The organism is Bacillus sp. MYb78, assembly GCF_002975115.1.
Lineage (GTDB): Bacteria > Bacillota > Bacilli > Bacillales > Bacillaceae_G > Bacillus_A > Bacillus_A cereus.
Genome location: NZ_PCOB01000010.1, coordinates 116,461 through 139,833, shown reverse-complemented (window position 1 = coordinate 139,833; position 23,373 = coordinate 116,461). Strand labels below are relative to the sequence as shown.

Below are 23,373 nucleotides of genomic sequence, written 5' to 3'. Positions count from 1 at the left end.
TAAATTCTCAAATTACAGCAGGTGAACTTATTGAAGGCGGAGAAACTAATGTCATGTACAATGTTCTTCAACTCTACGGTTTGTATAACCGTAGTTCATTAAATTATATAGGAGCGGGATTCATATGTTAATAAAGCCAAAGAGATTACAGCCAGGAGATATCGTAGCGACAGTAAGTCCTTCATGGGGCGGTGCAGGTGATTCTGAAATAAGATGGCGATATGAACAAGGAGTAAAAAGATTAGAAGAAGTTTTTAGTCTTACGGTTATCCCAATGCCAAATAGCTTAAAAGGTAGCGAATACCTTTATAACAATCCAGAGGATCGTGCGGAAGATATAATGACAGCATTTAAAGATACACGCGTGAAAGCAATTATCGCGAATATTGGCGGTGAAGATAGCATCCGGTTACTTCCCTATATAGATTTTAATGTGATACGCGAAAACCCGAAAATTTTTATGGGGTACTCTGACGTTACTATTTCACATTTATTTTGCCATAAAGCAGGGCTTTCCTCTTTATACGGTCCAGCAATTCTGACCGATTTTGCCGAAAATGTAGAAATGGATCCATACACAATTGAACTGGTAAATCGTACCCTCTTTTCAAATGAAACGATTGGAGAGATTCAACCAGCTCATGAATGGACAAGTGAGCATTTAGAATGGATTGAAATAAATAAGGATACAAGACGTACGATGCAGCAAAACAATGGATATGAGGTACTTCAAGGCTCTACCACTGTACAGGGGCGCTTAATTGGTGGTTGTATTGAAGTATTGGAATTTGCAAAAGGAACGGAACTTTGGCCTGAGAAAAAACATTGGGAGAATAGTATTCTCTTCTTTGAAACTTCTGAAGATCATCCAGAACCAAGTTATATAAAGTATTGGTTACGAAATTATGCAGCGCAAGGTATTCTTCAAAAAGCAAAAGGAATCATTTTTGGTAAACCGAAAGATGAACAATACTATGAAGAATATAAACAGGAAATATTGCAGGTTATGAAGGAACATAACTTAGAAGATTTGCCGATTCTTTATAATTTAAATTTTGGCCATACTGAACCGAAGTTTATTTTACCTTACGGTGCAATGGCAGAAATTAATTGTGAAAATGGATCTTTCTCTATTTTGGAAAGTGGCGTGGAATGAATAAAAACACTCCTATGAGATATGTCTGTGAATTGGTACTTTTTAAAAGTATATAATTGGAGGGAGATTACGTGTATGGAAGTAACATTTACAGTAAGTAAGTGGGATGAAAAACCAATCGATGATAATAAAAAAGATTTCCCTATTAATATTGCTCATGTCGAATATGATATTGATGGGGAATTAAAAGGAAAGGCTTTTGTTGAATACTTATTATATTATTTAGACTCAAATATAAATGATGGTCACTTAGCTACTGCTAAAATTTCTGGATTTTTACACTTTGAAGGGATTTATAAGGAGCAACAAGGGACATTTACAGCTCTAGAGCAAGGAATATTTGATAAAGGAAATTTAGATTCCCCAGGAACAATTATTAAAGCTACCGGTAACTTAGAAAACCTGAGAGGATCCTATAATTATCAGTTTACAGGTCAAACTAGTAAACTAATTTTAGAGTTTGAATTTCAGCAAAATACCTTATAATTTAGTGGAAAGGACATTTCTTGTAATACTAGGAATGTCCTTTTTGTTGACGAGTTTATTCAAGTTAAAAATGAACAGAGTATATTATCAGTATTCAGCAATGCATAAAATTTTCTTCATGGGGGAATTAAAAATCTACGCCCTAGAGACATCATGCCCCCACCTATTCATTTCTTTTCTTACTAATTAAAGAATAATCCCCGAAAAACTCCCCTTCATAACTTCCTTTTCAAGTTGATTCCTACATATAAACGTCGCAATAATTTTTGTACGATTTTTTTCATCAGGCTCAAATTGTTCAATAGTTACGTCACAACGAATCGTATCGCCGCTAAAAACAGGACGTAAAAATTCAAAATCCATTTTGCGAGCTAGTACGTTATAATCACCGCCAATTTTTGTAGGCAATGTTGATGTTAACAGCCCTTGTACAACAAATCTTCCCTGCTCATCTGGTGTAACATGATGAACGCCTTCATCTTTTGATACTTCTGTAAATAACGCAACATCCTCTTTCGTAAAAGTTCGTTCAAAGGTGATTTTTTCGCCTACTTGCAATTTCATCCATACCCCTCCTCAAAAACACTTGTAAAATAAGAAAAACCGAAACTAAAAATCATTTCGGTTTTTCTAACTAAAGAAGTCTATTTATTTTAAAGAATGAACAAACAACCCGCTGCGAAGTTTCGGTTCAAACCACGTTGATTTTGGCGGCATGACTTCACCGGCATCTGCGATTGCTAATAAAGCTTCCATTGATGTCGGATATAGTGAAAACGCCACTTTATATTCACCGCTATTTACAAGACGTTCTAGTTCTTTTAATCCACGGATTCCTCCGACAAAGTCGATGCGTGAATCAGATCGCGGATCATGTATTTCAAGCACTTGGCTTAATAAATGATCTTGCAGGATAGATACATCTAAACCTCTAACAAGATCATTTGCATCAAATGTTTCCTCTTTCACAGTAAGCTTATACCACTTCTCATTTACATACATACCAAATGATTTGGGCTCATTTGGTTTATACGGAGAAACAGTTGCTCCTTCTACATAAAAGTACTGCGTAATTTGATTTAAAAACTGTTCCTCTGATAAGCCATTTAAATCTTTCACAACTCGGTTATAGTCCCAAATTGATAATTCATCATGAGGGAATAGAACCGATAAGAAGAAATTAAATTCCTCTTCTCCTGTGTAATTCGGATATTGTTCTCTTCGCATAAGTCCTACTTTTGCAGCTGATGCAGAGCGGTGATGCCCATCCGCAATATAAAGATTAGGAATATCTTCAAATGCGTTTACTAAAGTCGTAATTACATCTTCCTCTGCAATCTTCCACACAACATGCTTAACACCGTCTTCTGCTGTAAATGTATAAATTGGCGCATGTTCTTCTTTCCAGCTTCTAATTAAATGCTTTACTTCATCTTTTGTACGGTACGTTAAAAAAATCGGACCTGTATTTGCGTCACACACATCTACGTGGCGAATACGATCTAGCTCTTTTTCATGACGTGTTCTTTCATGTTTTTTAATTGTATCATCTTCATACTCATCAATAGATGTACAAACGACAAGGCCTGACTGCGTTCTTCCTTGCATCGTCAGTTCATAAATATATAGCGCTGGCTCTTCATCTTGTATGAACACTTCTTCTCGTATAAATTGCTTTAAATTGTCTCCCGCTTTTTCATACACGCGATCATCATACGGTGACAGTTCAGGATCTAAATCAATTTCTGCTTTATCAACATGCAAGAAAGAATATGGATTCCCTTTTACAACTTCCCTTGCCTCTTCACTATTTAATACGTCATACGGTAAAGCTGCCACTTGTGCCGCTTTTTCCTCTACTGGACGAATGGCCCGAAACGGTCGTATTTTTGCCACATTCCTCTCTCCTTTACACAATCATTCGAACGGCTACAACACCTGTAATTTTGCTTATATTTTCTACAATATTCTCTTTTATTATATCATCAATTCCGTTATCGATATCAATCATTGTGTATGCCCAAGAATGTTTACTACGATTAATCATATCGGCAATATTAATATGATGTTCCGCTAAGCATCCTGTAATTTGCCCTACCATATTCGGGACGTTTTGATGCATAATTGTAATTCGTTTCTTTCCGATATACGGTAGCTCTACGTTTGGATAATTTACTGAATTACGAATATTTCCTGTCTCTAAATATTCACGTAATTGACGTGCTGCCATTACTGCACAATTTTCTTCTGATTCAGACGTAGATGCACCAAGGTGAGGCGTCGCTGTTACATTTTTCATCTTTATTACATTTTCATTCGGGAAGTCCGTTACGTAATGTGTAATAATATCTTCTTCTAATGCTTTTTGAAGAACCTTTTCATCTACAAGTTCTCCTCTAGAGAAATTAAATAGACGCATCCCTCTTTTCATCTTCTCTACAGCGTGTTCCCCAATAATCCCCTTCGTTTGATTCGTAAGAGGAATATGCAGTGTAATATAATCACACGTTGCAAAAATTTCATCAAGGCTAAATGCTCTTTGCACATGTGTAGAAAGACGCCAAGCTGTTTCAACTGAAATATAAGGATCATATCCGATAACATCCATCCCTAATGCTAACGCATCGTTCGCAACTAAAGCACCAATTGCGCCAAGTCCGATAACACCTAGACGTTTCCCTGCAATTTCTGATCCAACAAATTGTTTTTTTCCTGATTCAACAAGCTGTGGTACTTCTTCACCCTCTAAGTTTTTCGTCCAACTTACACCATTAATAATGTTACGTGAAGACATAATAAGACTGGCAATAATGAGTTCCTTTACAGCGTTTGCATTTGCCCCCGGCGTGTTAAATACTACAATTCCTTTTTCTGTACATCGCTCGACAGGAATATTATTTACACCAGCGCCAGCTCTTGCAATCGCCTTTAAGTCTTTTGAAAACTCTTCTTGATGTAAAGAGTAGCTACGAAGCAAAATCCCATCTGGGTGATTGATTTTATCCCCTACTTCATAACGTTCTTCAGTAAAAACTTGTAAACCTTTTTCTGCAATTTGATTTAACGTTTGAACACGAAACATATCCCCATCTCCCTATCTATTCTCAAGCTCAAATTCCTTCATATAATCTACTAATTGTTTTACACCTTCCACTGGCATCGCATTGTAAATACTTGCACGCATACCGCCGACTGAGCGATGTCCTTTTAGCGTAACGAAACCGCGTTCCTTCGCCTTTTGTAAAAACTCATTGTTAAGTTCTTCTGACGGTGTTGTAAATGGAATGTTCATAAGTGATCGATACGTAGGATCAACTGGTGAAGTAAACAATTTAGATTCATCTAAAAAATGATAAAGAAGTGAAGATTTCATTCTATTTTGTTCTTCAATCGCAGATACTCCGCCTTGCTCTTTCAACCACTCTAGTACAAGTTTTGTTACGTAAATACTAAAGGATGGCGGTGTATTATATAAGGAGTTATTTTTACTGTAAGTTTCATAATTTAACATTGTCGGACAAGAGCGATCTGCTCCCCCAATTAAATCTCTTTTTATAATAGCAATCGTTAAGCCCGCAGGTCCTAAATTCTTTTGCGCCCCCGCATATATAAAACCAAACTTCGAAACATCATATCGCTCTGATAAAATATTTGAGGACATATCCGCAACGAGCGGCACTCTTTCTACATGTGGAATGTCCACATATTTTGTCCCCTCAATTGTATTATTCGTTGTAATATGTACATAATCTAGTTTTTCATCACTTAATAAACCGTCCAGTTTAGGAATCGTAGTAAACTTCTCTTGCTCGGAAGAAGCAATCACTTGTACTTCCCCAACTTTTTCGGCTTCTTGTAGTGCCTTTTTAGACCATGAGCCAGTTAATACGTATCCAGCTTTTTTATACGTATTCATTAAGTTCAGTGGTATCATAGAGAATTGTAATGACGCACCGCCTTGTAAAAATAAAACTTCATACTCATCAGGGATGCTCATTAATTCACGAAGTAAGTTACTTGCTTCCTCTATAATACTTTGAAAATAAGAAGATCGATGACTCATTTCCATAATAGACATGCCTGTCCCGTTATAATTTAAAAGCTCCTTTTGCACTTTCTCTAAAACTGGCAAAGGGAGTATTGATGGTCCTGCTGAAAAATTATAGACTCTCTCCATTACCCTCATAACCTCCCTATTTCTCATTTGATTATTTTTTAAACTTTCTGAATTATAACCTAAAATATAATATACGGTCAATTTGTTTTCTATTATTACGGCGCAAGACGCGATGGAATCGCTTGCAAGTGCAGACTTTTTATTTATACATAAAAAAGTGTTAAGTACATAATCGTACTTAACACTCTAATAATGAAAGAATAATAGCTAGTCGTTCGTAAAGAACCGATCAAAGATTTGATAAATAGCAGAAAGACCAAAGAGCCAATAAATAGTGTCCACAAGCGCCGGCATAGAACCAAACCATTTCTCAACTACATTGTAATCTAACGCTACAAATAACCAATTCAAACCGCCAAGAATCACCAAAATTACTGTAAGGTAAGACAAAAATTTCATTATGATTGCCCCCTAGGTGATAAGATGGTGAAAGGCCTTTCACTAGAAATATATGTAGTAAACTTTAAAACTTACCTATTTTATAAAATTTATTTTCTGTACCACCCGTTAATAACTGCCTCTGCTTCTTTACTATGTATTTGATACGCATGTGTACTATCATTAGAGCCAATAAACCAAATTGAAAAACCTTTAAAATATGGTTTCGGTTCTAATACATCGCGGTAAGCACGCCATCCATTTAATTGCACATCCTTCGAAAACACATTTGAAACATCTGGATTCCATGGATTTTGTAATCCAAGTTCACGTGCTGGAACATTAAATCCACCGAAGTAAACTGGCTTTCCTGTTGCATTATGTAATTGTTCCAATTGCTGAACAACATTTTGCCCACGATTATATACTGTTGTCGCAAACAAACTTTGCTTCACTTCTTCATATGTTGGATTTCTTTTTCCTGAAACTTCAAACCAACTGTCTATGCTAACAATATCCACCTTTTTTAAATACGGGCGATTGATTTTCTCTTTAAACTTCGCTTCATAAGAAGGGTCCCAGCTTGCTGTTAACCACCAGTTCATTTGATACAAAACATTTCCTTTATACTGATTACGAACAAAATCAATTGTATCGCTCCAGTATCCTTCTGCATACTCCATATTCACGAAATTAGAAGCAATCTTTAGTCCATACACATTGTATTTACTTGTAATGGAATTAAAAATATCTTGCAGAATAACCGTCTTCCAATTCCAGAAGAAATCATTAATGTTACTTGGGTTCCATTCTGTCTCTCCAACATTCCCCTGCTGAATATACGGGAACGGTTCCACTATAACTTGAATATTACGCTTTAATAATTCTTGAATTAAAATAATAGCTTGTTGCTTTTGCGCTTGATTAATTACCATATTCGTAGAAGTCACATTCGGGATATCCACTTGAATCGGTACATTTACTGTATTTAAATTTAAGCGCTCCACATCCGCTACTACTTTCGCTACATTTCCAACTTCCCATACTGTTACGTTTCCTGATTTGATTTTTCCAGATTGAACAGTATTTACATCTGCCTGTACATTTCCTTGAAAACAAAAAGAAAACAACATAATAAACACTCCTAAAAAACTTATTAAACTCTTATTTTTCTTCACAACTTTCCCCCTATAATTTTTGGCTTTCTTGATTATTTTATACAACGTTTCATATATATTCCACAAAAAATCCAATAAATTTTTATTGATAAAAATGCTATTCATCCTTTATTCACATCTTACTCATACTAAGCTCCTAAAAATAGTAAGATAAATAAAAAAGGAACGGGTTTCCGCTCCTTTTTTATCTTTTTACGATTATCAATCCATTTCCCTTTTAGGCTCTACCAACATGATGTGGGATTCCTTTTCAGTGAAAGGTTTATGCTCAACGCCTCTCGGGACAATAAACATCTCGCCCTTAGAAATTTTCACCTGTCCATCACGGAAATCGATGAACATCTCCCCTTCAAGCACAATAAATAGCTTATCCGTATTAGGATGCTCATGCCATATAAAATCTCCATTAGCTTTAAAAAGCTGAATTTGATCATCATTCATTTCACCAATCACTCGTGGATACCAATAATCGTTAATTTTAGATAACTCGTCATTTAGTTTAATAGGTTGGTAATGGATAATAATCCCTCCTCATTTTTAACTTCCACTATATTACAATAATCTAAGTAAAAAAGTCGTCATTACGCTTAAAAAGAAAATGCTCCGGCCAGAACTTTTCATTCAGATAGTACAAAGGAGTGATTTCAATAAAAGTTCTTTCAATCCAATGTTTCCTTTAACTCTCCATAAGTATAGAACAGTGATTTTCAAATAAGAATGGACCCCTGTTGACATTAGTATGGATTATTGATGAACTTCTCGCGATATTTAGTAGGCGAAATGCCAACTCGCTTCTTGAAAACTCTACTAAAATAAAAAGGGTCTGCGATTCCAACAGCCTGCGCAATTTGTTGTACAGGCACATCACTTGTACATAACATTTTTTGAGCCATCTTTATACGATAGTTCAATACATATTCTGCTGGCCCCATACCTGCATGCTTTCTAAACACGTAAGAAAGACGATTTCGATTAACATTATTTTGTTCTGTAAGCGCATGTATTGTAATATCTTTATAATAGTATTTACGAACGTAACTAGATATTCGTTCGAATAAAGTATGCGACTCATAGTTGTTTTCTCTATTGACAACACTTAATAAAGCTTCATTCAACGCTTCGCGAAACAGCATTTCGGTCTGAAGCATCGAAATGCCTCCACGCTGATTATACACATCCCAAAGACGCATAAGTAATTCGACAAGACGAGGAGATTGTCCTGTTAATAATTCAAAATGCTGATGAGTAAAGCAAGAGTCTTCTCGTTCTGAATTGCTTATCTGATATAAAACAAGAATATATTCCCAGTTTATTTCACCAAGCATTTTATGGGCTAATGTCATTTTTGCACCCCCATGTATAACTTTTCCTGGGGAAAGGATATACGGCGTACCATTAAATTGAAATTGCGTCTTCCCTGTAAGTGGAAATACAAATCCTGGGAAAGAATCTGTAGACTCAGCACAAGGCACACCTGGATTTTTAGCATAACGATATACTCCTTCTACTCGGAAAGGATTATTGGCAAGATACTCTGCTAACTCATTCACGTCCAACTTCACAATGCACGCCTCATTTCAATAATAGTTTTCTTGTAATTCGCGAGATTAATTGGTGTACATTCTGGGCAACGCTAAACTAAAAATAGTACATACGACTTAACAAGATCTGGTTATTAACCTATAAATATATTGTTTTTCATTTATTGACAAAAGTATCCTTCCTATATTATTGATAATGATTTTCATTGTAGTTTGATAAAAAAACATTTGTCAAGTTGGATGTCCTAGAAAAATGACGAAACAAGGGGTACAGAGGGACCGTTCTGTTGCAAATAATACCTGGTCTTTGTTAACTAATTCCCCTCAAAACTGAAATAATCATGTTAATAGTTGTAATGGCTTTATTTGTTACAGCACTTGCAGCATGTGGAAATAATCGTAATCCTGAAGAAGTTGCTACAGCGTATTTCGAAGATGGAAACAGCCTACTATCAAATTAAATGATAGTAGGCTGGCTGTTAAAATTATTTAAGCACTGGGTTATGTTCTAAATGATAAGCTTTCATTATCAAAAAGATTATTACTAGTCCCTCCACAAACAAAAACACCCTATCACTTCGGTTCTAAATTTAGCACCTTCCCCTCTATTCCCTCCGTATTCAATGTAGTCGTATGATACGTTCCACTTACCCAATCATCTATTTGATCATGATACCAATCGCTTCTAAAATGTCCCGATTGTCCTGGCCCTACGATATGATAACCGTTTGACATATCTTTCGTATCAATAACAAATCGCCAAGAAGCCCCGTGATTTACAATGCCGTTATCGCCGTAACTCGCTGCTTGAACGGTAACTTGACTTCCGCCAATTGGAACTGGTTTCTCACGATTAAAAGCGAGTAACGCTAACATACTAGATGATTTCGAAATTGGATGTGTAAAAGCGAGTTGATGATAATCGCCCCACTTCCAGGCCCCAACATCGGGTCCATATTCCTTCTGCAATTTCTTCATTACATTCTCGTACGATGTATGCACAACTTTTGTGAAACCTCCGTACTTAGAAAACCATGCACTATTTTCTCCTGCTACTTGTTTCCGGATTAATTCATCCACAACTTGTGACTTCCCTTTAAATAACTCCATTACATCTTTCGGTATTTCTTTTGAAAATAACGTATTTGAAATCTCTTTCATTAATAAATGGAATATTAATGGTGCCGCTTCATCTTTACTATCGTAAAAATTCCACTTTGTTAATTGGTTTACACCTTCTTTCTCTACCTCATTTAAAGATGCTTTATTTAACTCTTTTAAAAATATAGGAGTAAACTCTTTCCCGTATAAATTCTTTTGATCCATCTGTAACTCTTCTAAATCTTTCACCGTATACTTTTCCTTCTCTTGCAAAAATTCTTGAATACGCATTTGCCTATATGGCTGTGCCCACGTATTGCTAATATGGTACGGATAATCATCATCAACAATTTTATTATTCGCAGTTGAAATAAAACCTTCTTTCGGATTTATAACTTTCGGCAGCTGATCAAATGGAATATATCCTTCCCATTCATATTCATCTGTCCATCCTGGAACAGGCAAGCTACCATCGCCTTTTTTACGCACTGGTATATTTCCATTCGCTTTATAAGCAATCGTGCCATCGTTTGATGCAAACACAAAGTTTTGGGTTGGTGTATGGAAATCTTGAAGAGCGGTTTCAAACTCCGTCCAGTCTTTTGCTTTGTTCATATTTAATACAGCTTTTAGCTCAGCTGACGGTTCTAAAGCAGTCCACTTTAAAGAGAATACTGTTTCCTTCCCCTTATCCGCAAACTCTGAAATTACTGGCCCATGCCTCGTAATCGTAACGTTATAAGGAATTGTCTTCCCGCCTTTTACTTTAATCGATTCATCAACTACCGTAGCTTTCTCCCATTTATCGTTATACAGAAATTCATTTTCATTATTAGGATTTCTCTTCTCAATATATAAATCTTGCACATCAGGCCCCGTATTCGTAACGCCCCACGCTATTTTGTCATTGTGGCCTAATATAACACCTGGTACTCCAGCGAAAATAACGCCACTCACATTTAAACCTTTCATTTCAAGTCTCGTTTGATACCAAATAGAAGGCGTCGCAAGAGATAAATGAGGATCATCTGCTAAAATTGGCTTACCTGACGCACTCTTCTCACCGCTCACAACCCAGTTATTACTACCGTTAAACTCCGGCGGAATTATCGTTTTTGAAAAACTTTGTGCTACGTCCACATTTGTATTTTTCAGTTCAGCTAGCAATCTAGGAGCATCTTTCGGATATGCAGGAAATAGCTCATTCGCTTGCTCTTTCGGAAGATTTTTCAGCGCCCAATATCGAAATGCCTGTCCGTGCCAATGTCCTCCTAAGTCAAACGCCATATACTTCCCAATCGTTAAAGTATCAACAATTGACCACTCAGCAGGTTCATAACCTAATATAGTAAACTCAACTGGTAATTTCTTTTCCTTTTTCGCCTCACGTATAAAAGCGTTCACCCCATCAGCAAATGACTGCAGGGCATCTTTCGCTTCTCCATTATATTGACTAACTGAAGCTTCGGCCGCTCGCCGTAAACCGAGTGTTCGAAACAATTTATCTCGGTCAACAGCTGCTTCCCCAACAACTTCACTTAACATACCAGACGCTTGTCTTCTACTTAAATCCATTTGAAACAAACGATCTTGCGCTTGCACATATCCTTGTGAAAAATATAAATCATGTGCATTTTCCGATTTAATATGCGGTACACCTTTACTATCACGCTTCACCGTAACAGCCTGTTGTAAATCCTCTAGCTTTATCGTTCCATCTATCTTTGGCATAGATTTCAGCGTATATATGTTCAAAAAAATCGCAGCGGAAATAACTAACAAGAGAACGATACTACTAGCCCAAATAAAAATTCTTCTTCCCCTTTTTCGTTTCTTCTTTATAACTACCTCCATATAACCACCCCTTTCTCACACTATTCGCTTCTTTTTGAGAATGAACCTTTTAAAAACATTAAAAAACCCCCTTCATTTTCCTACCAATGAAGGGGGTCTTTCTTATCGTTTGCTACGCCAACTTTCATTATGCCCAAGATTTGCACCTGTCGCTACTTGCACATCATATAACATTTCACTAAAGAAGCGTTTATCTACTTCTTTTGGTACAATGCGTCTTTCATCATCAATTTCATCGTATTCATATGAACCACGATTTACCGTACCTGCTTTATAAAATTGAATGTCAAATACACATACATCTTCTTCATCTTCATAACCAATCGGCGCTCCGCTAAATGAAAGCTCTGCCACACGCTTCGGTAATATGTAAATACCACATTGCTTCGTTTTCGTACCAGTTAACAAATATATGTAAAAATAACGCTCCTCTGGCGTTAAATCTAATATGAATTCATCTTGCCAAAAGTTCACCTGCACATTACGGTATACCGCCATATGTTTCCCTCCACTCTTTGCTAGTAAATAAGAAGATTTTAATCCTTCATTATAAAAATAGGAATGCGGGAATGGTTTTGGCATTCGAATTACAATTTTTTTTACTACTACAACGCCGGTTTCATTTTTTCGTGCTTGTTTTGTTCTTGTAGTTGTTTTTGTGTTTGTTTTTGTTTTTTCTGAGTGATTTATTACTTGGTAGGGGCTTATGAGGGGCTTGGAAGGGCATTCTACATTACAATCTATGAAATACAATTTGTTCTTCCTACTAAATAGGAGCTATTCCAAATTATTATTTTGGATAGCTCCTTTCAAATTCTTCTTATTTTTTACTTCTACCAATGTCAGCTTCTACATACAATTTATTCTGCTATTTGCAGGCAGTAAAACTCTCATTTCAAAATTCGGTGAATAAACTGCTCGATTGCAACGCGAGTGGCCCCACTGATTAAAGTTTTATTTTATTTTTGCATTGAATCTAACATCTTCACAATAAAGGCAGCTGCCTGTCCACGAGTTGCTGTGCCTCGAGGATCAAACTCATTATTTCCAATACCATTAACTACCTTTAGACTGTATAATCGTTGAACCGATTCTTTGTATGTTATTAAATGCTTATCTGTAAATGGTAATGCTACTAACTCACCTGTAATTCCTTTGTATCGTAATGCTTTGTCAATCATAATAGATACTTCTTCACGAGTAATTGGTGAGTTAGGATCAAAAATCCCTTCACCACGACCATTAATAATTCCTGCACTTGCACAACGTTTAATACCGTCATGAAGTGATGGATGTGCCTCATTAATATCTACAAATGATTTATTTCCCTCTGGTAGTTTAAGAGCATTCGAGATTAATTTCGCAAACTCGGCTCTCGTTACATTTCGATATGGCGCAAATACACCATTGCCTTCGCCTTGCATAATACCTAGACTGTTTAATTTACGAATATGCCCTTCAAACCAGCCACCTGTAATATCATCTTTTGGTTTTTGTACTTCTTCCTTAGGTTTTTGTACTTCTTCCTTAGGCTTTTGTACTTCTTCCTTAGGTACATTGTAGTTAATTTTAATCCAACTTGGGTCATAGAAAATCCATTCTCCATTACCTACTTTATACCAACCATTTTTAACCGCTAATACTTTGTAACGATCTCCGTTTGAAGCTTTACGTACAACACGATGTTCAATACCCGCATCACTACGTACATTGATGCCACTACCATTTACCACTAGTTCCATGCTAGGTTCAGCTGGATTATTTTCATTTGGATCAAATGATTCATTTTTATCTTGTAAAGGCGTATCAATCTGCGCATTTATATTTGCATACCATTGAATTCCTTGTACGAAACCAGCCCAATTACCACGTGAAATTAAAATGTCAGGACATTTTTTCCCGCTCCATTGTTGATGCTTGTAAATATGATCTGCACCAATTCCTTCTTTGTTCATTAAATAACCTGCAAGTCGTTTTGCGTTTTCTAAAGCTTTATTGTAATCACCGTCTTGGTTAACCGCAATCTCGATACCGATAGACTCCCTGTTTCCTGATCCATCTCCATCTCCTGCATGCCAACCGTTTTCATTTGTTGGTAAGTGCTGATAGATTTGTTTATCGTCTACTGTAAAATGCCATGAAGCTGTTCGGAACGTCCCCTCTGTTGCTTGTTTATACAAATATTTCGCATGATTTTCAGCATTAGCACCAGCGGCCGTATTTGCCGTCTCATGGATTGTAATGTAACGTGCTTTCATCGGATTTGCAGGACGAATATCAGAGTTTCCTGCTGGAACAATCCACTCTACAAATGGAACTCCTGCAAGTGTTCCATATTTCTTCGTACTCGGTGCACTATATTGAATACCTCTTGGCTTTGCAACAGGTTTCATTTGACGATCAGATCCATCATTTCGACCATCTACAGATTCAAATGCCTTTTCAATATTTGAAATAGCTTCCTTTTCTGCTACTTGCCCCTTCTTTGCATCTTTCATTTTGTTTAATTCTTCTGTTTCATCATGTTTATGCTTATATTCTTCTAAAAGCATTTTTTCATTTTCAGATACTTCTGCTTCGTTAACTTGTACATGATCAGGAACTTCCAACTTGAAATTAGAATAATTTAATCCGCTCGTTCCATGTTCTCCTTCAGCAATATTTAGTTGATCAGTTTGAGATTTGTTTATCTCTTCTGCTGATGCTGATAAAGGTACACTCCCTAAAATCACTAGACTTGTTGATAGTGCGATTACTTGTTGTTTGATTGTCTTATTCATTATTATAAATAGATATACACACATTTTCGCCGTGTATATATCTCAACCTCCTTTTGTTGTCATATTAATTTTAAAAATACGAATCTACTATGTACTTCTAATATATTTTCTTTTTATTTATATATTTAAATTATATTATTTTATGCCCATTAAGAAAATATTTATATGTCATCCCTACAAATGAATTTCATCTAACATACTTTTTACAAAATCCGTCAACAAAAATTATTTTACAACTAATTACCAATACCGTCAAAAGCATTTTCAACGATCCACACTTTAATAGCTATAGTAAATGCTATTTCTTTCACATTATATACTATTACAAATTACCTTTAACTTGTCCGACAATTTCGTTTATCGTATTTCGATCAAACTTATCACTAATTTCGTATGGCTCACGATCTCCTACGAATTGCACGCCTACAATATCATTGCGATCCTTACCGTATTGCACTTCAATAATAGATCCACGCTCTATTTGTTTCCAAATGAGACCTACTTCATCTTTATTATCTAAAATAATGCAGTCTTCAATATTTTCATCAATCCCAATTAACTTGTTATCATCTATATATCCAATCTCGTATTGTTGCCGTTCTTTCGCTTTTCCGCTTACTAGTATACCTTTGCTACCATATGAGTAATCCGTATAGTCCTTTTTCTCCTTTTGTACCCCTTTCGGCTTTTGTGCTTCAGTTTTTTCAGCAGCTCCACAACCTGTAATAAGACTGATTGGCATAACCATAGTTAATACTACTCTAGTAAATTTCTTTATCATTTATAACTAACCTCACATACTTAATTTAAAATGCTATTTATTTCCTTATTATAAAATAACATGATAATACAGAGAAAGAGCCAAAGATAAAATATTATTTACATCCGTATTGTCCCTCCCTTTACATTAATATAGTATCCTCATAAGTATGAATAGCTAGGCTTTCAAAATTAATACGGGAATATTATAGAAAGTAGACATCCTACTCACATACGATTAGTATTAGAATTGAAAATATATAAGCTAGATGATTACTTATATTAAGGAAGGAAGTGCACAGCTATGGATTTTAAAACAGTCATGCAAGAGCTTGAAGCCCTTGGTAAGGAAAGAACGAAAAAAACATACATCTCTAACGGTGCACACAAGCCAGTTTTTGGCGTAGCTACAGGTGCTATGAAACCAATCGCTAAGAAAATAAAAGTAAATCAAGAGTTAGCTGAGGAACTTTATGCTACAGGTAACTACGATGCTATGTACTTTGCAGGCATTATTGCAGATCCAAAAGCTATGAATGAGTCTGATTTTGATCGCTGGATGGACGGGGCATATTTTTATATGCTATCTGATTATGTGGTAGCAGTAACTTTATCGGAGTCAACTATCGCCCAAGACGTTGCGGATAAATGGATTGCAAGTGGGGATGAGCTACGAATGTCAGCGGGCTGGAGTTGCTACTGCTGGCTTTTAGGAAATCGCAAAGACAATGAATTTGTCGAAAGCAAAATTTCCGATATGCTTGAAATTGTAAAAAATACAATTCATGCTGCGCCAGAACGAACAAAATCTGCTATGAATAATTTTATAAATACTGTAGCAATTTCATATGTGCCACTACACGAAAAAGCAATCGAGACTGCAAAAGAAGTTGGTATAGTTGAAGTAAAACGTGATAATAAAAAAAGCAGTTTGTTAAATGCTTCCGAAAGTATTCAGAAAGAAGTCGATAGAGGAAGAGTTGGTTTCAAACGTAAATACGTTAGATGTTAGATTATTAAAAAAGGTGTCAATCAAGAAAGATTGGCACCTTTTTTAATGTAGAAGTAGAAAATGAACTACCTCCCTAAAAATAATTCATTTCCCTCTTTACAACTTATATGTTAGAAATTTCTTCTTTCACTTTATACACCCTATCTCTTTTCTCATCGTTTTTAACAAAAGTAAGCTTTCCTTCTGTAACAAAACCTTCCAATGCTAAGCATACTTGTCCATATGCTTTTGGCTTATTCGTTGTAAATCTTTCATCTGATATTTTACCAGATCGTATTAATTGTTCGCATAACTCCAGTGCACTTATTTCTTCAGAATCCATTAATTCCAATATATCTTTTTGCAATGCTGATAAAGGTGCAGGTATTTCGGCTACCTCTACCTTTTCTTTTTTATCTTCTTTTTCGTCTTCAAATAAATCTTCAAATGAAATTTGATTCATTACATCTTTTCCTTTCTCATAACGAATTTGCTTAACATGAACTGAACCCTATATGTACTAGAACTTTTACATTTAGTTATTGTTATGTAGTCCTTACCTCTTTACATAGATTTTATAACTCATGTACATTATTTTAAGTAGTATATTTCCATTATACCAAATATACGTTCTGTCATCTATTGTAGAATTCGTTATTACTGAACTGAAATCAATAGTGAATATCCGGTGCACAAATCATGCAAACAAAAAAATGCTAATCGCATTGTTTGAACTACTTCCACATGTCTATCAAGCTAAGAAAAACGAACATCCAAAATAAAAAAGCGAGGTTACTATTGTAGTACCTGAAAAGCAGGCAGTCTTTAAGGCTTAGTTAAGTAAGTATTCTATGTTGTGAATGAAAAAGGATCTGATATGAATATCAGATCCTTTTTCATTGCTTCTTTTATAAATGTAACTTTTTTATACATACATCGTTTCACACGATAACTGGTTCATACGTGCTTACATTATCATACACTGTTTTCGCAATTCTAGGAGGAAGATTAACACACCCTCCAAATCTGACTTTTTAATAGAATCAAAGTGTATTTTTACTTACCAGACTTAATTTTTTCGTTATATTCTTCTAAAGTTAACCCTTTTTCTTTTAGATAAACAGCAACTTCTTTTCCTACATAACGATAGTGCCATGGCTCATACTTAATGCCAGTAATATTCTCTTTATCTTTTGGATAGCGGAGAGTAAATCCATACTCTGCAGCATTCTTATCTAACCATTTGAATGCATCGGTAGTTTCAAATTTTGCATTTAAATCTTCTACAGTATTCTGCCATTCAACTGAAATAATGTCTAACGCTAATCCAGTATGATGTTCACTTGCACCAGGATACTGAAGATATTCCAATGCTTTAGCACTAGCTTCTTTGTCCGACAAACCTTGAGATTTATAGCTTTTAACTGAAGCATCATAATACGTTTGTTGTAATTTTATAGCTCGATAACCTGATCTTAAATAAAGATTGATTCCCTCTTTTTTTGCAGCTGCTACCATATCCTGATAGGAAGTTGCAATTCTACTATCTATTTTCATATTCGGCTTAGCATTTTGGGTAATACTTGTTAATTCAATTCCTAGTTCCTTTGATAACATATGCTCTCTATTTACAAGAATAATTCTCCAATCATTAGGATCAGAGATAGGTAAAACATCTTTTTTATTCGCATGTATCTCTTTTTTATTTTTATCGTTATTATTAGTAGTTTCCTGAGATGTTTGCTTTCCACTACAAGCAGCAAGACTCCATCCCATTGCCAATACCAATGCTAAAATTATAAATTTTTTAATTGTATCTCATTCCCTTTTTGTTTATTAGTCTTTATACCAATTTCCCAACACGTCTCTAGGAATCTCCTTGAAATCCTTCAAAGAAACGGGGCCGACAAATTTTTTAATTCCATGTTTTTTAGACTCTTCATCCGAATAATCTTTTAAAAATTGAATTTTAAATTGTTTCTTACCATCAGCGTAGTCGGTTACTGTCGGTACGATTGCCGCTTGTCGTATACCAAAAGTTTTATCTTCATACTCAACAAATTGTACATAAGATAATCCTCCAACCAATGTTTCTAATTTTTCTTGCGCAGAAATAAGATTTCCAAGAGAATAATAGATTAGCGTTTCATGTCCATCTTTATTTTGTTTCCACTCAATTGGTTGAATTACATGTGGATGATTTCCAATTACTACATCTACACCTAAATCTGTTAAATATTGAGCAACTTCTTTTTGTTGCTTTGAAGGTGTAGATGTATATTCTACTCCCCAATGCACCATAACAATCACCATATCAGAGCTACTCTTTGCCTTTTCCACATCATTTTGTATCGCTTTTTTATCAATTAAATTTAAAGCCCAAGACTTATCAGCCGGAATTTTAATTCCATTCGTACCATATGTATAATTTAGTAACGCAAAGCGAATACCATTTTTTGTAATCGTTTTTATTTCATTACGCTCGTTTTGACTCTCATTAATGCCTACTGGGATAACATCCGGATATTTCTTCCAGTATTCTCTTGTATTCGCAACACCTTTAATACCCATATCCATAGCATGATTTGTCGCTTGAGTCACTATATTGAATCCAGTGTCCACTAAAGATTGGCCTACTTCTTCAGGTGTATTGAAAGTCGGATATCCCTGTACTTTTAGATTATTTCCTGCAATTGGAGTCTCCTGGTTCACGATAGCAAGATCACTTGATTTAACAGCTTTTTTGATATTTTCATAAATATAGTTATAATCATATGAACCGTCTTTTTGTTTGCCATCTTTAATTACTGCGTCATGATATAAATTATCACCCGTTGCTAGTAAATTCACAACCGATTTTACTTTTTTATCTTCCGTAAAATTAGGAGACTGTTGGATAGGACTCTTCTCTACCCAATTTGGTGCTTTTAATGATGTATCTATATTAGATTCAGCCGGTGGTAATGAAGCTTTAGATGTCTTAACATCTGTATTACCACAAGCAGTTAAAAGCACTAAAAAAATAAGACATAATAAAAAAAACTTTTTACTTCTCTGTAAAGTATCTAACATGTGATCCTCTTTTCTGTTTTATTACTTATAACCAGTTCTAACAAATCATTCTTTAAAACAACGTATTTTGGTTTTACCCTTAATTATGGAAGGACACTCTGTTACATCTGCTTCGGAATATACAGATAATCATTTTCCATTCTCTAGCAATCTATCAATTCCATCAGAATTGATAGATTGCTAGAGAAACATGATCCATCAGGATGTCGACTAGTTTCATATACCTGTTCCAATTGCAGTAACTCGTTTAATCTAAACAAGATAGAAGAATAGTTCATATAGCCTCTTCTCTTGCTTTACGTTTGTGAGTGGCTCCAAAAAGAGGGGATCGTTGCTGTACCCCCTTTAAATATTATGGAATCATTGTAACTAATTTCTTTACGTTAAGCGACAAACATTATACCGATAACAATAAGTAAGACCCAAGAACTTATTTTACCAATATACAAAAAAAGTAGCAATCTTTTGACCCATATAAAGAAGCCAATTAGGAGAAATGAAAGGGAGATTCATTTTAATTAATTCCTTCCTTCATTGATTAATAAAAAAACAAGCCACCCAGCTATTGGATGGCTCTATACGATAAAGAGAATTTGTTATTGGATTACTTCAATTTCCCTTCAAAAACAATCTTCCTACCGCACGGCTCAACTACTGTTTTGCCGTCTTTCTTTACTTCATGAAAGATCGGCTCTTCCATACGACGAGACGGAGCGTAGCCTTCTTGCTCCATACGTGTTAAGCAGTCTGTAATTGTTTCATTTTCTAGTACTTCAAATTTCTTTTTATTAGGTTGTTTTGTCATGCCCTAACCTACTTTCTATTTTTCTTGATGCGAATTGATTCTTCATGTAGACCATATATAACATTGCTAGAATTCCCATTATAATCATAACCGCAATAAAAAAGCTTGTATACTGTATTTTCTCTATAAATACGCCGCCTAATACAGGCCCTATAATACTTCCTAAACTAAAAGCGATTCCGGATAATATATTACCTGCCGGTAGTAAATGTCTCGGTAATAAATCAGTCATAAATCCAAGCCCTAAAGAGAAACACGATCCAATAACCATACCCGCTAAAAGCATGCAGGCAAAGACGATCCAGTAATATTGATCAAATACGGCGGCAAGTAGAAAAATGCCCGTACTTATGCTAAACGTCCACGTTAATATACGATCCCTTCCGTATTTATCACTCAATATACCGAGCGGAATCTGTGTAATAATACCCCCAACTGCAAATGCTGGTAATAAGAAGGATACATCTGAAACAGACCACCCTTTACGAAGTGCGTATACTGGTAAGTTACTATTTAACATCGCCTCAAGTACACCGTATGCAAGTGGTCCTAGTAACGCAATCCACCCTAATCCAACAACTTGTTTATAACGAGAAAATGATGATTCACTCTTCACTTCTCTTTCATCTTGCGCTGGGAATGCATTTTTTGTTAGAAGTAGTAAAAGCCAACCTATTAAACAAAGTATAGTAGATATAATAAATGGTGTCGCAAGACCGTACTGCACAGTGCTTGCTAAATACGGACCAACAGCAAAACCAATTCCGAAGAATACACCGTATATCGATACTTGTCTCCCTATTTTACTTGGGTCTGATGTTGTCGTGATCCACGTTTGTGTTCCGACATGAAGCATATGATCTCCGACTCCAACTAGAAATCTAAGGATAAACCATACCCAAAACGAAAATGTTTGTGTAAAAAAGAATAATGAAATAATAACGAGAAACCCACCTATAACAATAATTGGCTTCATTCCAAACCTTTGCATCGGTTTTTCAAGAAACGGCGAAATAACTAATATCCCGATGTACAATGCCGTCGCATGAATACCGTTAATACTTGAACTAACCCCTTCTTGTTCAAAAATCATTGCAATGGCAGGTAAGAGCATTCCTTGTGATAAACCAGAAATTGCTACAATCCCAACCATAATCCAAAATGTAAAACGCATTGACATCCTTTGTCCCTCTCCTTCTCACGCTTCCACTTTTCATTATAAACTGTTTTTTCAAATGCGTGTACGAATATTCACAATAAAAAAGAAGCTAAAAGAATGAACCTTTTAGCTTCCTACCCTTCCCAAACTTGCGCTTTCACATTGTAATGAAAGTGTTTAAAATATGGATTTTCATAAAATGAAGATCCATATAAGTAATGTTGCATATGAGCTGTTAGTGGCTGCTGCATTTGTAAAGGGACTACAGCTGGTGAAACTTGCATATACATCGGATCTATCATTATTTTTGTATAGATATGATGATCATATGGCGAATAAGCGATTAAGGATGGTTTATGCATTGATAATCTCCCCTTATACATACAAATGTTATAGTATATGCAAAACTTTTCATTTTGGGGATTCTTTCTATTCTAGCCAATCTTCTACATGTTTTATAAATACATCTAAACAATCAATAAACGGTGAGTGTCCGCAATCTTCTAACACCTTCAACTCTGCATTTGGCAAATGTTTCGCTAATTCCTCACCGACTACTTGCGGTACGACATAATCTCTATCACCTTGTATGACAAGCGTTGGAGCTTTAATATGATGAATTTGCTTACTTCCCTCTACAACCCCATTATGTTCATCTGAAATATTAAATGTAATAAGCGCATAATTCACATCTACGAAATTACGTTGCGTTAACATATCATCTAAATACTTTTCATAACGGTCCGGTTCAGGTTGATTATGTGTATATATTAATAGATTCCATACTGTACGGTAATATAGTTTGTTCATATTTTTTATCGCGTCTAATACTGGAGCGATTTGTACTGGATCTTGCGCAATTTCTTCTTTCGTCTTTACTAAACTTGATACGATTGGCTGCCCATTCGTATCTTTTTTAAAGATTGGGTATCCTTTCATTCCTACTGATTCTACTAAAATTAACTTTTCTACAAAAGTTGGGTGATTCGCTGTAAATTGCATCGCAACACCACCGCCCATTGACCAGCCCATTAATGAGAATTTCTCTAGCTTTAACTCGTCGATAAATAATTTTACATCTTCTGCAAAATCTTGTAATGAATCTATCGACTTATTATATGTTGATTGTCCAAATCCTCTTAAATCAAGAGCGTAAATATGATATTGATCTTGCAACTTTTCAATGACTAAATCCCAGTGTTGTGACGATGTCATGTTCCCGTGAATGAGTACAAGAATATCTGTATTTCGCCTTCCAACTTCCTGATATGCAATCGTTTCTCCGTTCGATAGTGAAACAAACTCCATTGTTGCAGGCTTAATCATCACAAGTTCCCCCATTCTATTTAATAGAAAGAAAATTCTTTACTTAATTAAAGAATAGCATGTAGAATATACGTTCGCAACATAAAACCTATAAGAATTTTTTACATAAATCAACATGTCTATTACTAGACAATTATTATAAAAAAGTATATAGTTAGCTAGGTAACTAATTTGAAAGGATCAAAATACATGGACGAAAAACAACATTTTTTTCATATCGTCAGCCAGACTTCTCGAAAGTTTACGAAGAAATTTAATGAACGTGTATCTCCAACTGGGTTATTTAGTGCGCAGTGGGCTGTTATTTTCCGCATTAATCAAACTGGTTCTTGTACGCAAACAGAATTATGCCAATATTTAAATGTTGAATCACCAACGATGACTCGTACGTTAACACGTATGGAAACGATGGGATGGATTATTCGTACAGAAGGTAAAGATCGCCGCGAGAAGCTCATTTCTTTATCCGAAACAGCGATAAAGATGATTCCAGTATGGCAAGAAGAAGTTGATACTTTCGAAGAAAAAACGCTAGAAGGTATTAATGAAGATGATTTACATCAAGCATTTCAAGTGTTACAACAAATTATTAAAAATTTAGATTAAATTG

At 35.3% G+C, this 23,373-nt stretch carries 22 protein-coding genes and 1 pseudogene; 4 read left to right on the top strand and 19 right to left on the bottom strand.

The genetic code is table 11. The features are described from left to right. The first annotated feature begins 124 nt into the window (after nt 1-124). Together CQ064_RS19550 and CQ064_RS19545 are read left to right on the top strand one after the other, a co-directional pair. Nucleotides 125-1,156: a S66 family peptidase gene (locus CQ064_RS19550; RefSeq protein ID WP_000905880.1), complete on the top strand. Its 1,032-nt coding sequence runs from the start codon at nt 125-127 to the stop codon at nt 1,154-1,156. Nucleotides 1,157-1,231: 75 nt separating this feature from the next. After that, nucleotides 1,232-1,642 carry a DUF3224 domain-containing protein gene (locus CQ064_RS19545; protein WP_000454086.1) on the top strand — a complete coding sequence of 137 codons (411 nt, stop codon included), beginning with the start codon at nt 1,232-1,234 and terminating at the stop codon, nt 1,640-1,642. Nucleotides 1,643-1,828: 186 nt separating this feature from the next. On the opposite strand, the gene CQ064_RS19540 is transcribed toward CQ064_RS19545, so the two are convergent. The 12 genes and pseudogenes from CQ064_RS19540 to CQ064_RS19470 form a co-directional block, all read right to left on the bottom strand. Next, nucleotides 1,829-2,206 carry a MaoC family dehydratase gene (locus tag CQ064_RS19540; protein WP_000776360.1) on the bottom strand — a complete coding sequence of 126 codons (378 nt, stop codon included), beginning with the start codon at nt 2,204-2,206 and terminating at the stop codon, nt 1,829-1,831. A gap of 84 nt (nt 2,207-2,290) precedes the next feature. Continuing rightward, nucleotides 2,291-3,538: a DUF1015 domain-containing protein gene (locus CQ064_RS19535; RefSeq protein ID WP_001063080.1), complete on the bottom strand. Its 1,248-nt coding sequence runs from the start codon at nt 3,536-3,538 to the stop codon at nt 2,291-2,293. A 13-nt stretch (nt 3,539-3,551) separates the two neighbouring features. Further along, nucleotides 3,552-4,724 (bottom strand): 3-phosphoglycerate dehydrogenase family protein, encoded by a 1,173-nt coding sequence (locus CQ064_RS19530; RefSeq protein WP_000490222.1) that lies wholly within the window; start codon nt 4,722-4,724, stop codon nt 3,552-3,554. A 12-nt stretch (nt 4,725-4,736) separates the two neighbouring features. Beyond that, the gene (gene serC, locus CQ064_RS19525; protein WP_000442923.1) at nt 4,737-5,819 is read right to left on the bottom strand and encodes a 3-phosphoserine/phosphohydroxythreonine transaminase; all 1,083 of its coding nucleotides are present in this window, start codon (nt 5,817-5,819) and stop codon (nt 4,737-4,739) included. Between the two features lie 207 nt (nt 5,820-6,026). Further along, entirely contained in the window at nt 6,027-6,218 is a 192-nt protein-coding gene (locus CQ064_RS19520; protein ID WP_000670801.1) for a DUF378 domain-containing protein, read from the bottom strand. An 89-nt stretch (nt 6,219-6,307) separates the two neighbouring features. Next, nucleotides 6,308-7,375, bottom strand: a complete 1,068-nt coding sequence (locus CQ064_RS19515) for a glycoside hydrolase family 113 (RefSeq protein WP_000739783.1) — start codon at nt 7,373-7,375, stop codon at nt 6,308-6,310. 201 nt (nt 7,376-7,576) lie between these two features. Further along, entirely contained in the window at nt 7,577-7,816 is a 240-nt protein-coding gene (locus CQ064_RS19510; RefSeq protein ID WP_000997182.1) for a cupin domain-containing protein, read from the bottom strand. A gap of 293 nt (nt 7,817-8,109) precedes the next feature. Then, nucleotides 8,110-8,937 carry a helix-turn-helix transcriptional regulator gene (locus CQ064_RS19500; protein ID WP_000762794.1) on the bottom strand — a complete coding sequence of 276 codons (828 nt, stop codon included), beginning with the start codon at nt 8,935-8,937 and terminating at the stop codon, nt 8,110-8,112. A gap of 552 nt (nt 8,938-9,489) precedes the next feature. Further along, nucleotides 9,490-11,871 carry a penicillin acylase family protein gene (locus tag CQ064_RS19490; RefSeq protein ID WP_000454334.1) on the bottom strand — a complete coding sequence of 794 codons (2,382 nt, stop codon included), beginning with the start codon at nt 11,869-11,871 and terminating at the stop codon, nt 9,490-9,492. Nucleotides 11,872-11,973: 102 nt separating this feature from the next. Continuing rightward, nucleotides 11,974-12,219 (bottom strand): annotated as a pseudogene (locus CQ064_RS34100) (MolR family transcriptional regulator); the annotation flags it as partial. 611 nt (nt 12,220-12,830) lie between these two features. Further along, a complete protein-coding gene (locus CQ064_RS19475; RefSeq protein WP_003271071.1) occupies nt 12,831-14,651 on the bottom strand; it encodes an S-layer homology domain-containing protein in 1,821 nt (606 codons plus the stop codon). Nucleotides 14,652-14,973: 322 nt separating this feature from the next. Beyond that, a complete protein-coding gene (locus tag CQ064_RS19470; RefSeq protein ID WP_000591650.1) occupies nt 14,974-15,432 on the bottom strand; it encodes a hypothetical protein in 459 nt (152 codons plus the stop codon). Between the two features lie 282 nt (nt 15,433-15,714). Between CQ064_RS19470 and CQ064_RS19465 the strand changes: the two genes are divergently transcribed. Continuing rightward, nucleotides 15,715-16,422 (top strand): DNA alkylation repair protein, encoded by a 708-nt coding sequence (locus CQ064_RS19465; protein ID WP_000346348.1) that lies wholly within the window; start codon nt 15,715-15,717, stop codon nt 16,420-16,422. A 103-nt stretch (nt 16,423-16,525) separates the two neighbouring features. Here CQ064_RS19465 and CQ064_RS19460 read toward each other — a convergent pair whose 3' ends face one another. From CQ064_RS19460 to phaZ, 7 genes are all read right to left on the bottom strand, one after another. Next, nucleotides 16,526-16,864: a DUF3895 domain-containing protein gene (locus CQ064_RS19460; protein ID WP_001071898.1), complete on the bottom strand. Its 339-nt coding sequence runs from the start codon at nt 16,862-16,864 to the stop codon at nt 16,526-16,528. Nucleotides 16,865-17,457: 593 nt separating this feature from the next. After that, nucleotides 17,458-18,189, bottom strand: coding sequence for a M15 family metallopeptidase (locus CQ064_RS19455; protein WP_000241993.1), 732 nt, complete (start codon nt 18,187-18,189; stop codon nt 17,458-17,460). A gap of 48 nt (nt 18,190-18,237) precedes the next feature. After that, nucleotides 18,238-19,473, bottom strand: coding sequence for a CapA family protein (locus CQ064_RS19450; protein ID WP_000887596.1), 1,236 nt, complete (start codon nt 19,471-19,473; stop codon nt 18,238-18,240). A 604-nt stretch (nt 19,474-20,077) separates the two neighbouring features. After that, nucleotides 20,078-20,278: an NETI motif-containing protein gene (locus CQ064_RS19445; RefSeq protein WP_000166307.1), complete on the bottom strand. Its 201-nt coding sequence runs from the start codon at nt 20,276-20,278 to the stop codon at nt 20,078-20,080. Then, a complete protein-coding gene (locus CQ064_RS19440; protein ID WP_000062795.1) occupies nt 20,262-21,458 on the bottom strand; it encodes an MFS transporter in 1,197 nt (398 codons plus the stop codon). The genes CQ064_RS19445 and CQ064_RS19440 overlap by 17 nt, the downstream gene beginning before the upstream one ends. Nucleotides 21,459-21,571: 113 nt before the next feature. Further along, on the bottom strand, nt 21,572-21,799 hold the full coding sequence (locus CQ064_RS19435) for a hypothetical protein (protein ID WP_000549497.1): 228 nt from the start codon (nt 21,797-21,799) through the stop codon (nt 21,572-21,574). Between the two features lie 67 nt (nt 21,800-21,866). Further along, nucleotides 21,867-22,763, bottom strand: a complete 897-nt coding sequence (gene phaZ / locus CQ064_RS19430) for an intracellular short-chain-length polyhydroxyalkanoate depolymerase (RefSeq protein ID WP_000594875.1) — start codon at nt 22,761-22,763, stop codon at nt 21,867-21,869. A 189-nt stretch (nt 22,764-22,952) separates the two neighbouring features. Between phaZ and CQ064_RS19425 the strand changes: the two genes are divergently transcribed. Continuing rightward, entirely contained in the window at nt 22,953-23,369 is a 417-nt protein-coding gene (locus CQ064_RS19425; protein ID WP_000343680.1) for a MarR family winged helix-turn-helix transcriptional regulator, read from the top strand. Nucleotides 23,370-23,373: the final 4 nt, after the last annotated feature.

What these genes read in the sequence shown, in the direction of transcription:
- CQ064_RS19550 (WP_000905880.1), top strand. Translation starts at nt 125, where the DNA reads ATGTTAATAAAGCCAAAGAGATTACAGCCAGGAGATATCGTAGCGACA.
- CQ064_RS19545 (WP_000454086.1), top strand. Translation starts at nt 1,232, where the DNA reads ATGGAAGTAACATTTACAGTAAGTAAGTGGGATGAAAAACCAATCGAT.
- CQ064_RS19540 (WP_000776360.1), bottom strand. Translation starts at nt 2,206, where the DNA reads ATGAAATTGCAAGTAGGCGAAAAAATCACCTTTGAACGAACTTTTACG.
- CQ064_RS19530 (WP_000490222.1), bottom strand. Translation starts at nt 4,724, where the DNA reads ATGTTTCGTGTTCAAACGTTAAATCAAATTGCAGAAAAAGGTTTACAA.
- serC (WP_000442923.1), bottom strand. Translation starts at nt 5,819, where the DNA reads ATGGAGAGAGTCTATAATTTTTCAGCAGGACCATCAATACTCCCTTTG.
- CQ064_RS19520 (WP_000670801.1), bottom strand. Translation starts at nt 6,218, where the DNA reads ATGAAATTTTTGTCTTACCTTACAGTAATTTTGGTGATTCTTGGCGGT.
- CQ064_RS19510 (WP_000997182.1), bottom strand. Translation starts at nt 7,816, where the DNA reads ATGAATGATGATCAAATTCAGCTTTTTAAAGCTAATGGAGATTTTATA.
- CQ064_RS19490 (WP_000454334.1), bottom strand. Translation starts at nt 11,871, where the DNA reads ATGGAGGTAGTTATAAAGAAGAAACGAAAAAGGGGAAGAAGAATTTTT.
- CQ064_RS19475 (WP_003271071.1), bottom strand. Translation starts at nt 14,651, where the DNA reads ATGAATAAGACAATCAAACAACAAGTAATCGCACTATCAACAAGTCTA.
- CQ064_RS19470 (WP_000591650.1), bottom strand. Translation starts at nt 15,432, where the DNA reads ATGATAAAGAAATTTACTAGAGTAGTATTAACTATGGTTATGCCAATC.
- CQ064_RS19465 (WP_000346348.1), top strand. Translation starts at nt 15,715, where the DNA reads ATGGATTTTAAAACAGTCATGCAAGAGCTTGAAGCCCTTGGTAAGGAA.
- CQ064_RS19460 (WP_001071898.1), bottom strand. Translation starts at nt 16,864, where the DNA reads ATGAATCAAATTTCATTTGAAGATTTATTTGAAGACGAAAAAGAAGAT.
- CQ064_RS19450 (WP_000887596.1), bottom strand. Translation starts at nt 19,473, where the DNA reads ATGTTAGATACTTTACAGAGAAGTAAAAAGTTTTTTTTATTATGTCTT.
- CQ064_RS19445 (WP_000166307.1), bottom strand. Translation starts at nt 20,278, where the DNA reads ATGACAAAACAACCTAATAAAAAGAAATTTGAAGTACTAGAAAATGAA.
- CQ064_RS19440 (WP_000062795.1), bottom strand. Translation starts at nt 21,458, where the DNA reads ATGTCAATGCGTTTTACATTTTGGATTATGGTTGGGATTGTAGCAATT.
- CQ064_RS19435 (WP_000549497.1), bottom strand. Translation starts at nt 21,799, where the DNA reads ATGCATAAACCATCCTTAATCGCTTATTCGCCATATGATCATCATATC.
- phaZ (WP_000594875.1), bottom strand. Translation starts at nt 22,763, where the DNA reads ATGATTAAGCCTGCAACAATGGAGTTTGTTTCACTATCGAACGGAGAA.
- CQ064_RS19425 (WP_000343680.1), top strand. Translation starts at nt 22,953, where the DNA reads ATGGACGAAAAACAACATTTTTTTCATATCGTCAGCCAGACTTCTCGA.